8 protein-coding genes are annotated in these 13207 nt (G+C 62.3%); 4 read left to right on the top strand and 4 right to left on the bottom strand.

Annotated features, from left to right (window positions below; translation table 11 throughout):
* Positions 1–28 precede the first annotated feature (28 nt).
* Both gcvH and I2H31_RS19150 read left to right on the top strand, forming a co-directional pair.
* Positions 29–409 carry a glycine cleavage system protein GcvH gene (gcvH, locus tag I2H31_RS19155; protein ID WP_196294672.1) on the top strand — a complete coding sequence of 127 codons (381 nt, stop codon included), beginning with the start codon at positions 29–31 and terminating at the stop codon, positions 407–409.
* A gap of 31 nt (positions 410–440) precedes the next feature.
* Positions 441–2234, top strand: coding sequence for a VanZ family protein (locus I2H31_RS19150; RefSeq protein WP_230687938.1), 1794 nt, complete (start codon positions 441–443; stop codon positions 2232–2234).
* Between the two features lie 47 nt (positions 2235–2281).
* On the opposite strand, the gene I2H31_RS19145 is transcribed toward I2H31_RS19150, so the two are convergent.
* A complete protein-coding gene (locus I2H31_RS19145) occupies positions 2282–2818 on the bottom strand; it encodes a hypothetical protein (RefSeq protein ID WP_196294670.1) in 537 nt (178 codons plus the stop codon).
* Between the two features lie 338 nt (positions 2819–3156).
* On the bottom strand, positions 3157–4056 hold the full coding sequence (locus I2H31_RS19140; protein ID WP_196294669.1) for a YicC/YloC family endoribonuclease: 900 nt from the start codon (positions 4054–4056) through the stop codon (positions 3157–3159).
* A 223-nt stretch (positions 4057–4279) separates the two neighbouring features.
* Between I2H31_RS19140 and I2H31_RS25690 the strand changes: the two genes are divergently transcribed.
* A complete protein-coding gene (locus tag I2H31_RS25690) occupies positions 4280–4741 on the top strand; it encodes an energy transducer TonB (RefSeq protein ID WP_196294668.1) in 462 nt (153 codons plus the stop codon).
* A 213-nt stretch (positions 4742–4954) separates the two neighbouring features.
* On the opposite strand, the gene I2H31_RS19130 is transcribed toward I2H31_RS25690, so the two are convergent.
* Both I2H31_RS19130 and I2H31_RS19125 read right to left on the bottom strand, forming a co-directional pair.
* Positions 4955–6472, bottom strand: a complete 1518-nt coding sequence (locus I2H31_RS19130) for a hypothetical protein (RefSeq protein ID WP_196294667.1) — start codon at positions 6470–6472, stop codon at positions 4955–4957.
* A gap of 134 nt (positions 6473–6606) precedes the next feature.
* The gene (locus tag I2H31_RS19125; protein WP_196294666.1) at positions 6607–9435 is read right to left on the bottom strand and encodes a TonB-dependent receptor; all 2829 of its coding nucleotides are present in this window, start codon (positions 9433–9435) and stop codon (positions 6607–6609) included.
* Positions 9436–9655: 220 nt separating this feature from the next.
* Between I2H31_RS19125 and I2H31_RS19120 the strand changes: the two genes are divergently transcribed.
* Positions 9656–13045 carry a TonB-dependent receptor gene (locus tag I2H31_RS19120; RefSeq protein ID WP_196294665.1) on the top strand — a complete coding sequence of 1130 codons (3390 nt, stop codon included), beginning with the start codon at positions 9656–9658 and terminating at the stop codon, positions 13043–13045.
* Positions 13046–13207: the final 162 nt, after the last annotated feature.

The raw sequence follows: 13207 nt of genomic DNA, 5'->3' as shown, positions 1-13207 counted from the left end.
CTACTCCACCAACTCACCAATCCACCGCATGAACCTGCCCGCTTCCCTCCACTACACCAAGGACCACGAATGGATTCGCGTTGAAGGCGATGTGGCCTACATCGGCATCACCGACCACGCCCAAAAAGAGCTGGGCGACATCGTGTACGTCGACATCGACACCCTCGACAAAGACGTGGCCCAGCACGACGTGTTCGGGACCGTGGAGGCCGTTAAGACGGTTTCGGACCTGTTCAGCCCCATCACCGGCACCGTGCTGGAAGTGAACCCCAAGCTGGCCGACGCCCCCGAAACGGTGAACTCAGACCCCTACGGCGACGGCTGGATGGTGAAAATCTCCATCACCAACCCCGCCGAACTTGACGCTCTGCTGTCGGCCGAAGCCTACGGCGAGCTGGTGGGCGCGTAAAAACTAGCACCGTTTTGGCTTGGGCGTTGTGATGCCAAACGTTCCCCCGCACCCGTCGCCCCGTCCCTACGCCGGCCTGCCGCTGGCCTGGGCCGCCGTCGTGCTGGTGCTCACCCTCACGCCCTCCGATGAAATGCCGCGCACGCCCGTGTGGGAGCTGCTGTCGTTCGACACCGCGGCCCACGCGGGCGTGTTTTTTGTGCTGGCTGGGCTGAGCTGGTTTTCGCTGCGCCGGCAGCGCCACTGGCCGCGGCTGGCGCGCCATGCCGGCGCGGCGGTGCTGGTGGCCAGCGTCCTGTTTGGCGCCCTCATTGAGGAGCTGCAAATGACCATGCGCCTGGGCCGCCACGGCGAGTGGAGCGACCTGCTGAGCGACGGCCTGGGCGCCGCGCTGGCCGTGGGCCTGGCCACCGCCTGGGCCGGGCGGCTCAGTAAAAAAGCCCGGGCAGTCGCTTCGATTTTTAGGGCGGGCCTGCTGCTGGCCGGCCTTGGGTCCGGCCCGGTGCAGGCGCAGGACGTGGCCCGGGCCCGCCGCACCATTGAGAAGCTGGCGGCCCCGGAAATGCACGGGCGCGGCTACGTGCAGCAGGGCGAGCACAAGGCCGCCGCCTACCTGCGCGGGCGCTTTAAGGAGCTAAAGCTAGAGCCGTTGGCGCCGGATTACACGCAGCCATTTACGCTGGACGTGAACACGTTTCCGGGCAAGCTGCAAGCCAATTGCTTGCTCAATGGCCAGGGCGGGATGAACTGCATTGGCTTGGGCTGGCAGCCGGGCGCGGCCCTCATCGCGGCCCCCAATTCGGGTAGTGGCCAAGCCCATGGCCGCATCCAGGTGCTCGATTCAACGGTGCTGGCCGATACCCTGAAATGGGCGTGGTGGCGCCAGCAGCCCTTGCACGGCCGCGTGTTGCTGATGCGCAAAGGCGTGGCCGACCACCTCGACAAATTGCCGGCAGCCGTGCGGCAGCAGCTCGATTCGGCGGCGGCCTGGGTGACGGTTGTGCCTAAGCTCACGGCCTCGCTGGCGGCTGAGCAGGCACCCCAGCCCCGCGTAGAAGTTCTGGCCTCGAAAATGCCCCGCTGGCAGGTACCAGACCGCTATAACACGCCAACGAGCATAACCCCCGAAAATGGGAACGTTGAAGCTTACATTCAGGTCGACGCTCAGCTCCGGCGCAACTATCAGACTCAGAACCTGGCCGCCGTGGTGCGCGGCACGGCGCAGCCCGATTCCTTCCTCGTCGTGTCGGCCCACTACGACCACCTGGGCATGATGGGCAAGGACGCCTATTTCCCCGGCGCCAACGACAACGCCAGCGGCGTGGCCCTGCTTCTGGAACTGGCCGCTCACTACGCCCGCCCCGAAAACCGCCCCGCCTGCTCCGTCGTGTTCCTGCTGTTCGGGGCTGAAGAGGCGGGTTTGGTGGGCTCCAGCTACTTCGTGGCTCACCCACTGGTGCCGCTGCAACGCATCAAGTTCCTGGTCAACCTCGACCTGCTGGGTACCGGCGAGCAGGGCGCCACCGTGGTAAACGGCCGCGTGTTCGAGGCGCCCTACCAGCGCCTCGTGGCCCTCAACAACGCGCACCATTACCTGCCGCAACTGGCCCCGCGCGGCCGCGCCGCCAACTCCGACCATTTCCCGTTTTCCGAAGCCGGGGTGCCCGCTTTTTTCCTGTGCACCCGCGGCGGCAGCACCGCTTACCACGACGTGAACGACCGGCCCGCGGCCTTGTCGCTGGCGGGTTTTGCGGGCGCTTTCGGGCTGGTGCGCGACTTTCTCAACGAAGAAGGCGCTACAATCGGAGCAAAAAAAAATCGGTAGCCGAACCTGCGTCCGACTACCGACCCTAATTTTTAACAGCTAACAGCCTAGCCTTTGGCTTTCAGCGAGAGCATGATTTGCTTGGCGATGGGCTCCCACTCGGGCTTCTGGCGGTCGGCGCAGTTGAAAGTGCAAATCATGAGCTTGCCTTCCACGTCGGTGAAAAACACCAGCGTGTACACCTCGTGGCCCATTTCGGGCTTCATGAATTCGAGGTAGCCCACCTTGCGATTGTTGATGTTCTTTACGCCGTCGCCAAACCAGGTGGCGTCTTTGTACTGCTTGTGGTAGGTTTTGCCAAACGAGGCGGCGTAGATGTCGACCATGTCCTGGTCGGCGTCGTTGTCGCTGTAGTTGAAGGCGAGGCTGATGAGGTTGTTGTTGGTGAAAATAACGCTCGGGCGGCTCTGGGCTTTGGCGTAGGCAAAGTCCATCTGCTGCTCGGTCATTACCTCGAAGCCCTTGGGAATCAGGATTTCCACGCGCTCACTGAGCACGCGCTTCTTCACCAGCTCAATTTCGGATACGGGCCGCGCCGCCATTAGCAGGAGCCCCAGGATACAGAGTAAAAATGTAGGTTTCATACTAATTCGGGATAGGTGGTGAGTAACTAAATTGCCATTCGAGTACCCAAGTTAGATACAATACTCAGATATCCAACTCCGGGGTTGCAAATATCAGGATTTTTTTTGAGCGCAAAAACCAGGCATGGCATTAATCTAATAACGGTCTGGCATTCGGCAAGTTGCCTGCCGTTAAAACCGCTTCTTCAAAGGCCTTGCCAAGTCAGGAAGATTAGTACCTAGCTATTTTCTTTATAGTAAAAATTGCAGGCATAATCCAATTTCAGCCTTGCTTTTCGACCAACGTATCTTTCTGCTTGGCGAACGCCAGGGCAAAAGCTCTCAGCGAAAATAAACGGCTAGAGAATGTTGTTCAATTGCTCTTTTATTTTTTCCAGCTCCTCCTTCATGCCCACCACCAGGTGCTGCACGGTGGCATCGTTGGCCTTGGAGCCGATGGTGTTGATTTCGCGGCCGATTTCCTGCGCCAGGAATCCTAACTTTTTGCCCACGGCCTCGTCAGGCTGGTGCACGGCCTGCTCGAAATAGGCTAGGTGCGCGGCCAAACGCACTTTTTCTTCGGCAATGTCGAGCTTCTCAATGTAGTAGAGCACTTCCTGCTCGAAGCGCGTGGCGTTGAACTGCTCGTGGCCGGTGAGCTCGGCCAGGTGGCTGGCCAGGCGCTGGCGCACGTGCTCGATGCGGGCGGGGTCGTGCAGCTCCACGGCGGCCAGCTGTTGCCGGATGGTGGCCGCGTAACTCAGGATTTCGGTGGTCAGGGCCTGGCCTTCGTCCTGCCGGAACTGCTGCATGGCGGCCAGCGCTTCGGTGAGCAGCGGCTGCAGCTCGGCCCAGGTTATTTCTTCGGCGGCGGGCTCGGCGTCGCGCGCTTCGGCCGCGCTGGGCACCACGCCGGGCAGGCGCAACGCGGCCAGCAGGGTGGCCTCGCCGGCCAGAATGCCGAAGCTTTCGCCGATGGTTTTGAGCTCCTGGAAAGCGGCCACCAGGGCGTCTTTGTTGAGCGTGGCGGCGGCGCGGGTGGCAGCAGGGCGCACAAAATCGAGGGTGAAGTTGACCTTGCCGCGCAGCAGGGCCTTGGCCACGGCGTTGCGGATTTCCAGTTCGTGGGGCATCAGGAAGCGGGGCAGGCGCAGGGTCAGGTCGAGGGTTTTGGAGTTCACCGAGCGCAGCTCGACGGTGGCCGTGTAGGTGTCGGTTTCGCGGTGGGCCTGGCCGTAGCCGGTCATGGAAATGAGCATGGGAAGCGGGACTGATACAGGCACAAAGGAACGACTCAAACGCCTCGTTTTCGGTGGCAAGAAAGAAGCACCGCCGGGCCAGCCGGCTACCGCGGGAACTGGAGTCGGCTCAAAGAGAAAAGGCCCGTGGGTAATGATGATGTGATGAAACGGTAACGGCCGGGTACCGGGGGCGTTGGGGGCCCACGGTACTTTTGCTGAAGCAATTACTTAGGACGTCCTCGTGCTTACCACTGGAGTGCCAAAAGGCGGTTTCATAGCGGGTGCATTGCTGCTGGCGCTGGCCGGCACCAGCCGGGCCCAGGCCGTGGGCAAGGCGGTGACGGCCAGCGAAACCGCTACCGCGGAAGCCGCCCCTGCCGCCCCCGAAGTGCTGAGCTACGCCGACGAGATGCCGGCTTTTCCGGGCGGCGACGCGGCCATGCACCAGTATCTGGCCCGCAAAATCAACTACCCGGCCGAGGCCAGCCAGCGCAATTTGTCGGGCACGGTGTACGTGCGCTTCGTGGTGGACGAGCAAGGGCGCATCCGCGACGCGGAAGTGGCCAAAGGCTGCGGCCATGGCTTCGACGAGGAGGCCCTGCGCGTGGTGCGGCTGATGCCGTGGTGGGCACCCGGCCGGGTGGCGGGCCAGCCGGTGCGGGTGCTGCGCACGCTGCCGATTGTATTTCGCTTGAGCCGGTAAGAGAGGATTTAGAGAAATAGACCGTTTGTCATCCTGAGCGCAGCGAAGGACCGACCTTATCACGCAAGCGCATTCAGCAGTGGCTCGACTAATGCTAACGTGACAAGGTCCTTCGTTGCGCTCAGGATGACAAACGGATTACAGAAGCCGCCAAACGCACAAAAAAGGCTCCCCGAAGCGGGGAGCCTTTTTCATCGCAGTCAAATAAAAGCACTAGTATTCGGTGTTCTGGGGGTCGAAGTTGGTCCAGCCGCTGGCCCAGTTGTCGGCGCTCTGGCCCGAGCCGCTAAAGGCGCCGATATAAGATACTTTGGTGAAGAAGGCGTCCGACACTTTGCTATCGGTGAAGGCGGGGGCGACCACCGGGTTGGTGTTGGTGGCCGACGTCCAGACGATGGGCGAGGTGGTGAGCGGCAGGAAGCTAGGGGCCGTCAGGTTGAAGGGGTTGAGCAGGCGCGCCTCGTCGGCGTTGGTGTAGCGCTTGTTGTTGCTGCCCGACTTGTAGAGCCAGCTCAGCGGGCCGATGGCCGTGCCGAAGCTGCTGCTGTCGGCGCTCATGGCCGTGGTGGGCGTGAGCGAGCCGGCGCCCCCGGCCGGGCCGATGTAGATGATGTTCTTCTGGTTGCGGGTGGCAGCGGTGCCCGTGGCCATGCCGGCAATGATGTTGTTCTGGAAGCGCAGGTCGTTGGCGGCCACGTTGGCGGCAGTTTTGGCGTGGTCGACCAGGATGCCGGCCGGGTAGCCCACCAGCACCGAGTTCATGATGCTCTCGGCCGAGTTGCGGCGGATGTGTGCAGCGGCCACGTACTGCGAGCTGATGCCGCCCGCGTTGTTGATGTTGTTCAGCGGCCCAATCACGGTCACGTTCGAGAACACGGCGCTGGTTTTGGGCAAGTTATCAGAAGCGTTGGCGTCGTTGTCGCTCTCAAACGCCTTCGAGCCCGACTGGTCGGCCTGCAGCGGGTCGCGCAAGGACACGGCAAACTGCACCTTGCCCGAGTAGCCGTTGTCGGTGTCGAAATCGTCGTCGTAGGTGCGGTGGGCAATGAGGTACTTGGCGTTCACGGTGCCGCCGAACCACTCGTAGGAGTCATCGCCGGAGTAGGAAACCTGAATGTGGTCGAGGGTGGTGCCCGAGCCCACGGCGCACAGCGTCAGGCCGTTGATTTCGTTGTTGGGCGAAAAGGCAATGCCGCCGAACTCGATGCGCACGTACTGCAGCGTGCCGGAGTTGTCGGCGGCGTCGGTGCCGCCGTAGGTGGTGGTGGGGCCGCCTTCCACCACGGGCTTCACGCCGTTCACGAGGCTGTTCACGGGGGCGTTGCCAGCCAGAATCACGCCGCCCCAGTCGCCGTAGTTGCGGCTGCCTTTGGGCTGGTTCGAGGTGAAGATGATGGGCTTGGCGGCGGTGCCGGCGGCAATGAGCTTGGCGCCGGGCTCCACGATGAGGGCGCCTTTGGAGTCCTTATCGCCCTTGATGATGGTGCCCGGCTCGATGGTGAGCGTGGCGCCGGAGCGCACGTACACGTAGCCTTTCAGCAGGTATTTGTTGGCGGCGGTCCAGGTGGTGCTGGTTTTCACTTCGGTCACTTCCACCAGTTGGCCCGTGGGGGTCGTGATGGGCGGGTCGGGCGTCACGGTGGCCTCGTCTTTTTTGCAGGCGGCCAGGCTCAGCGAGAACAGGGCGGCCGCCAGCAGGGCGCGCTGGCGAAACGGGTTGAGGGTTAGCATAAGGTATGCGAAAAAATGAAGTGGGGTGTGGTTGAGAAGTTTGTTTTGTAGCGTGGACTCTGCGAGTCCGCGCATCGTCGGACGGTAGGTCGTTCGCCCCGGCGCGGACTCCCAGAGTCCACGCTACACGCCGTTTAGAAGGCCGCTTTCACGCCGATGGTGACGTAGGTGCCGCGGCGGTAGTCGGCCAGGGCGGGGTCGATGTCGCGCTGGTATTTCAGGTCTTTGTTGAAGTCCTGCACCAGGGTCACACGCTGGTTCAGCAGGTCCTGCACGCCCAGGTTGAGGGCCACGCGCTTGGTGAGGCTCTTGGTCAAGGACAAGTCGATGGTGTGGCGGGGCATTTCCACCACGTCGGGGTACTGGTCGGAGCCGGCGAAGAGGATGCGCGGGCCAAACACGTTGTAGAGGGCCGAAGCCTGCCAGCTGCCCGACTCGTTCTGGTAGTACAGGCCGGTGTTCACTACGTAGGGCGACTGGCCCTGCAGAGCGCGCTTGCTGTTCCAGGCCACGATGCCGGGGCCCAAATCGACCTGGCTTTCGATGAGCGAGAGGTTGAACACGGCCGTGATGTTCTTCAGGCCGCGGGTGCCCACCAGCGCATCCAGAAAGTCGAAGCTCTTGCGCACGTCCAGCTCCACGCCGTAGGAGTAGGCGCTGGGCGCGTTGGCGAAGGAGTAGGCTAGGTTGGTGCTGGGAATGACGACGTTCTCAATCGGGTTGGTGAAGTTCTTGTAGAACACCCCGAGGTGCACCTGTTCGCCGGGCGTGGGGTACCACTCGTAACGCAGGTCGAAGTTGTCGATGGTGGCCACCTGCAGCGGCTTGGTGGGGTTGAGGTACAACGAGCCGTAGTTCAGCACGTTGAAGTCAAAGTCATAGTAGTAGAAAGGGGCCGACTCGCGGAACTCCGGCCGGTTGAGGCTGCGGCCGTAGCAAGCCCGCAGCAGGCTGGTTTCGCTGAAATTATAGCTCAGGTTGGCCGAGGGCAGCAGGTAGTTGGTGGTCACCGTCTGGTCGACGGGCGCGCCGTTCACGCCGGTGTTGATGACCTGCACGTTGCGCTCGAAGCGGGCGCCGGTCAGCAGCTTCAGGCCAGGCGTAATGGGCAGGTTGATGGACGCGTACACGGCTTCCTGCTCGTTGCTGGCCGTGTAGCGGTATGTCGAGTTGATGTCTTCGCGCAGCTGGAAGCCGGTGCCGCCCACGTTCTCGGGCGCAAAAACCGTGGCCAGCGGCAGATTTTTCAGCTGCTGAAAGCGCGTGGGGTCGGAAGGCGAGTAGCCGAAGGCGCGGGCCGTGAAGTCGCGCTTTTTGTACTCCAGGTAGGTGCCGGCGGCCAGCTCCATTTCGCGCCCGCCCAGGCCCACCAGCTTGTGCTTGCCGTTGGCGTTCAGCGTGTACACGTTTTCGTTCAGCTTCTGGTAGAGGCGGCCGGCGTTGATGACGTCGACCTGCCCGGGCGCGGGCGTCAGCACTTCCTGGCCCACGCTGCCGTCGGTCAGCGTCACGTTGCGGTAGGCCACGCGGCGCAGGTCGGGCTCGTCCTTGGCCGAGTAGCCGTAGCCGGCCACCCAGTCGAACGTGGTTTTCTCGTCGTTGAACAGATGCGTGCCGGCCAACTGCCCGGTGTAGGTGGTGCGGCCCTGGTAGCCCAGCGCGTAGCCCTTGCGCACCAGCGTGTTGTCGTTGGCCGAGAAGTTGTCGCGGGTCGTAATCTGGTTGCGGCCGAACTGGTTGAACAGGTTGCGGAATTCCAGCTTGGTGCCGTTGTTCAGCAAGGTGCTGAAGTTCTGGATAAGGCCCAGGCGCACGTTGTTGGTGGCCTGCTCGTCGAGGAGGCGGTCGGTGCGCTGCCCGTCGGCGTCGTACACGTTGCGGGCGATGTTGAAGCGCGCGAAGGCATTGGTGTAGCTCAGCGAGGTGAGCGAGCCAATCTGGAGGCCGCCCAGCTTGAAATTGTCGAGGTACGACGCGTTGAAACGCACGTCGGGCATCGCCGTCATGGTCTTGATGCCGAAGGTGTTGCCCAGGTCATGGGCCGAAGCGTCGCGCTGGGCCGCCGAAGCGGCCGAGTTCAGCACCGGGAAGTTGTTGGGCAAATTCCGGTTGGCGGCGCCAAAGCCGGCGAAGTCGCCGCTGCCGCCCTTGTCAGAGTTGAAAGAGTTGAAGGTGGTGCCGTCGCGGTAGCCGCTCACGTAGCTGGCCGTGAAGCTGCGCTCGTCGAGCGTGGGCTTGCGCAGGTACACTTTCACAAGGCCGCCGGCGAAGTCGCCGGGCAACTCGGGTGAGGGGTCTTTGAACACGAGCACGCGGTCGAGCAGGGCGCTGGGCACGATGTCGAAGGAGAAGGCCTTCTTGTCGGTTTCCGAGCTCGGGGCCGTCACGTCGTTCAGCCACACGGTGTTGTACCGCTCGCTGAGGCCGCGCACCTGGATGAAGCGGTTGTCGATGATGCTGACGCCGGGGATGCGGCGCACCACCTCGGCCGCGTCGCGGTCCTGCGATTTCACGATTTGCTCCGACGACACGCCGCTCACCACCACGTTGGCCTGGCGGATTTCGGTGATGACGGAAATCTCGGTGTTGGTGCGGCGCACGCCGCGCACCACCACTTCGTCGAGCGCCTTGCTGTCCGATTTGGCGGTGGTGTTGATGACGGTGGTCTTGCCGGCTTCCACGGCCACGCCGGGCAGCGAGGTGCTGACGTAGCCGACCGAGGAAATGACGAGGGTGTAGGTGCCTTTGGGCACGCGCTCCAGCCGGAAGCTGCCGTCGACGTCGGTCTGGGTGCCCAGCGTGGTGCCGTCGAGGCGCACCGTGCCGCCGATGACGGCCTCCTGGGTGGCGGCGTCCTTCACGAGGCCCTTCACGGTGCCGGTCGTTTGGGCGAAGACGGTATTGCTGAATAATAAGCTCAGCAATGTGATGAATAAATACCGGTAATTAATAGTGTTTTCCATTCGGGGAACAAAACTACCCGGATGAAGTTTCGGTGAAATTTCCTCTGAATTATGAAATGGTTAACGGCCCGGAAACGGCCCGAAAAGCGGGGGTTTCGGGCCTTATGTTACCGGCAGGTTATGAGAAAAAGCGAAATACAACAATTCGGAAACGCAACGCAGGGTGAGGCCGGGGTTAGGCGCTCGGACCTTTGTAGCGTTAATCAACTCCCTCATTTTTATGTCGATTCGACACACATTTACGCAGTTGTTTTTCCTGGTGCTGCTGGGCTGCTCGCAGCTCGCCACGGCCCAGGTTACCACCTCGTCCCTCAGCGGCAAGGTGACGTCGGACAAGGGCGAGGACCTGATTGGGGTGACGGTGGTGGCCACTCACCAGCCCACGGGCACCAAGCGCGGCACGGCCACAGAAGTCGACGGCGGCTTCAACATCCCGAACCTGGCGCCCGGCGGGCCCTACGAAGTAATTGTGACCTACGTGGGCTACAAGCCCCAGACCATCGGCGGGGTATTTCTAACGTTGGGCAACACCACCCGCCTCAACCTTACGCTGGCCGCCGAGGCGCAGGCTCTGACCGAAGTAGTGGTGGTGGGCAACACCCAGGCCACCAAAACCGGCGCCGGCACCACCGTCAGCCGCGAGGCCATTCAGCAGCTGCCCACCATTTCGCGCAGCATTTCGGACTTCACCCGCCTGGACCCGCGCAACTCCAACAACTCGTTCGCGGGCAGCTCGTTCCGCTACAACAACATCACCCTGGACGGCGCCGTGAACAACGACGCCATTGGGTTCTCGCCTTCGCTCGGCGGGCAGAGCGGCACCAGCGGCCTGCCCGGCGGCTCGGCCCGCGCCAACCCGATTTCGCTCGACGCCATTCAGGAGATTCAGGCCCAGGTGGCGCCGTATGACGTGAAGCTGGGCAACTTCACGGGCGGGTCCATTAATGCCGTGACGCGCTCGGGCACCAACGATTTCCACGGCTCGGTGTATGGCTACGGCCGCAACCAGACCGTGACCGGCAAGAGCATCGACGACAGCCGCAGCAAAATCGGCTCGGAATACCACGACTACCAGACCGGCTTCCGGCTGGGCGGGCCGATTATCAAAAACAAACTTTTCTTCTTTACCAACGCCGAAATTGCCCGCCGCCAGGAGCCGCAGTTTTACGGCGCCGGCCAGCCGGGCTCGCCCGTGACCACGGAGCTGGCCCAGCAGATTGCCGCCAAGCTGCAAACCACCTACGGCTACAACGTGGGCGAGTACGGCAACTACAACATCCACGCGAACAGCGACAAGATTTTCGGCCGCCTGGATTTCAACCTCGACGACAAAACCAGCATTGCGCTGCGCCACAACTTTATTCAGTCGGAAGCCACCAACCTGGAGCGCTCGGGCAGCTTGTTTAAGTTTGGCTCGCAGGACTTCACGCAGCACAACGTGCAAAACTCGACGGTGCTGGAGGTGAAAAGCAACTTCAGCAGCCGCTTCGCCAACAACCTGATTCTGGGCTACACCAACATCCACGACTACCGCGACCTGCTGGGCGGGCAGGCCAACCTGTTTCCGGCCGTGCAGATTAACAACGTGGGCACCACGCCGGGCACGGCGGGCACAAGCACCTACTTTTCGGGCTCGAACCAGATTCTGCTGGGCTCGGACCGGGAGGCCAGCATCTTCAACACCCGCCAGAAGACGTTTGAAATCACCGACAATTTCACCTTCTACACCGGGGCGCACGCCCTCACGCTGGGCACGCACAACGAGCTGTACCACATCGACTACGGCTTCATCAACTCCTGGAACGGCCGGATTGAGTACAACAACGTGAACCAGTTCCTGAACGACCAGCCGAACCGCATTCGCGGCACCTACAACAAGACCGATAACTCCTACGCCTACAATTACAACAACCCCTCGGCGGCGTTCAACATCAACTTCTTCAGCGCCTACCTGCAGGACGAGTGGAACGTGACCGAGCACCTGAAAATCACGCCCGGCCTGCGCTTCGACATCGCCTCGCTGCCCACCAAGCCGGCCCTGAACTCAGGCCTGGTGAACAACCCGCAGAACGACGCCAACACCCTGAACCAGACCTACTCGCACACGCCCTGGCAGGACCTCGACAACAGCTACCTCGGCCAGGTGCAGGTGTCGCCGCGCCTGGGCTTCAACTACGACGTGAAGGGCGACGGCTCGGTGGTGCTGCGCGGCGGCTCGGGCGTGTTCACGGGCCGGGTGCCGTTTGCCTGGTTTGGCTACGCTTATTATAATAACGGCGTGAACTTCAACTCGGTGGACTACAACAACATTCAGCCCAGCGCCCTGGCCACGACGGGACCCAAGATTCTGCTCAACCAAAACCCCAACCAGATTTACCAGAACGCGGCCACGGCCCTGCCCAACGCCGCCGCGCAGAACACCACCGAAATCAACCTGGTGGACAACAACTTCAAGATGCCGCAGGTGTGGCGCTCGTCACTGGCCCTGGACTTTAAGCTGAAAACCGGCACCCGCTTCTCGGTGGAAGGCCTCTACACCAAGACCTTGCAGGACGTGAAGTTTGAGAACATCAACCTCACCGACAACGTGACCTACTTGGCGCAGGGCCCCACCCAGAGCCCGCGCTACGCGGCCCCGGCCGGCGGCAACGCCAAGGTAAACACCGCTTTCTCGAACGCCTTCTTCCTGACCAATACCCAGAAAGGCTACCGCTACCAGCTCACCGGCTCGGTGGGCCAGACGCTGAACCAGCTGCTCGACGTGAGCGTGGCCTACACCTACGGCCAGAGCCACGACATCAGCAACGGCATCCGCAACTCGCCCCAGAGCAACTGGGAGCTGAACCCGGCCCTGAACGTGAACGACCCCGCCCTGGCCTACTCCAACTTCGACCTGCGCCACCGCGTGGTGGCCTCGCTGAACCTGCACAAAACCTTCGCCCAGCGCTTCACGGGCTACTTCACCTCGGTGCTCACCTACGCCAGCGGCTCGCCGTTTACGTGGGTGTACAACAACAACCTGCTGGGCAACGGCCAGCAAAACGTGCAGCTGGCCTACATCCCAGCCTCGGCTTCGGATATCCTGTTCGTGAACGCCGTGACCGACCCCGTGACCAAGGCCGTGAGCTACGTGCCGGACAACAGCGGTGCCCAGTACGCGGCCCTCAGCAGCTTCGTCGACAACGACCCCTACCTCAAAACCCGCCGCGGCCAGTACGCCGAGCGCAACGCCGCCCGCACCCCCTGGAACAACCAGGCCGACGTGCGCTTCATGCTGGAAGCCAAGCTTGGCAGCCTCGAAGCCAACGAAGCCGGCATCGTGCCCACCGGCCACACCCTGCAGATTTCGCTCGACATCATCAACGTGGGCAACCTGCTGAACAAGGACTGGGGCCGCCAGTACTTCGTGCCCAACACCTTCAACTCGACGGTGGGCACCGGCCTCACGCAGGCCCCCGCCTACGCCAACGCCGCCGGCAGCATTTCGGGCAGCTACAACGCCGCCACCTTCAACCGCCCCACCTACACCTACGGCACGCCGGCCACCTACTCCATCGACCAGCTGGCCTCGCGCTGGCAGGGCCAGTTGGGCCTGCGCTACTCATTCTAGTGCCTGCGACTTAATGAAGAATGAGGAATTGAGTTCGCTTTGATTCCATTTGCTCCACTACCTAACGCGGCCGTTCCCCCAGGAGCGGCCGCGTTTTTTGTGCCTGAGAAGCCCGTACTTTGTTAACGTCGCCTATTCTTCATTCCTCATTCTTTATTTCTC

The organism is Hymenobacter ruricola (assembly GCF_015694525.1).
Classification (GTDB): domain Bacteria; phylum Bacteroidota; class Bacteroidia; order Cytophagales; family Hymenobacteraceae; genus Hymenobacter; species Hymenobacter ruricola.
The sequence above is the reverse complement of the archived record's forward strand: the minus strand, read 5'-3'. Positions and strand labels throughout refer to the sequence as shown.

Coding starts and splice junctions, on each gene's coding strand:
- gcvH (WP_196294672.1), top strand. CDS start 29: ATGAACCTGCCCGCTTCCCTCCACTACACCAAGGACCACGAATGGATT.
- I2H31_RS19150 (WP_230687938.1), top strand. CDS start 441: ATGCCAAACGTTCCCCCGCACCCGTCGCCCCGTCCCTACGCCGGCCTG.
- I2H31_RS19145 (WP_196294670.1), bottom strand. CDS start 2,818: ATGAAACCTACATTTTTACTCTGTATCCTGGGGCTCCTGCTAATGGCG.
- I2H31_RS19140 (WP_196294669.1), bottom strand. CDS start 4,056: ATGCTCATTTCCATGACCGGCTACGGCCAGGCCCACCGCGAAACCGAC.
- I2H31_RS19130 (WP_196294667.1), bottom strand. CDS start 6,472: ATGCTAACCCTCAACCCGTTTCGCCAGCGCGCCCTGCTGGCGGCCGCC.
- I2H31_RS19125 (WP_196294666.1), bottom strand. CDS start 9,435: ATGGAAAACACTATTAATTACCGGTATTTATTCATCACATTGCTGAGC.
- I2H31_RS19120 (WP_196294665.1), top strand. CDS start 9,656: ATGTCGATTCGACACACATTTACGCAGTTGTTTTTCCTGGTGCTGCTG.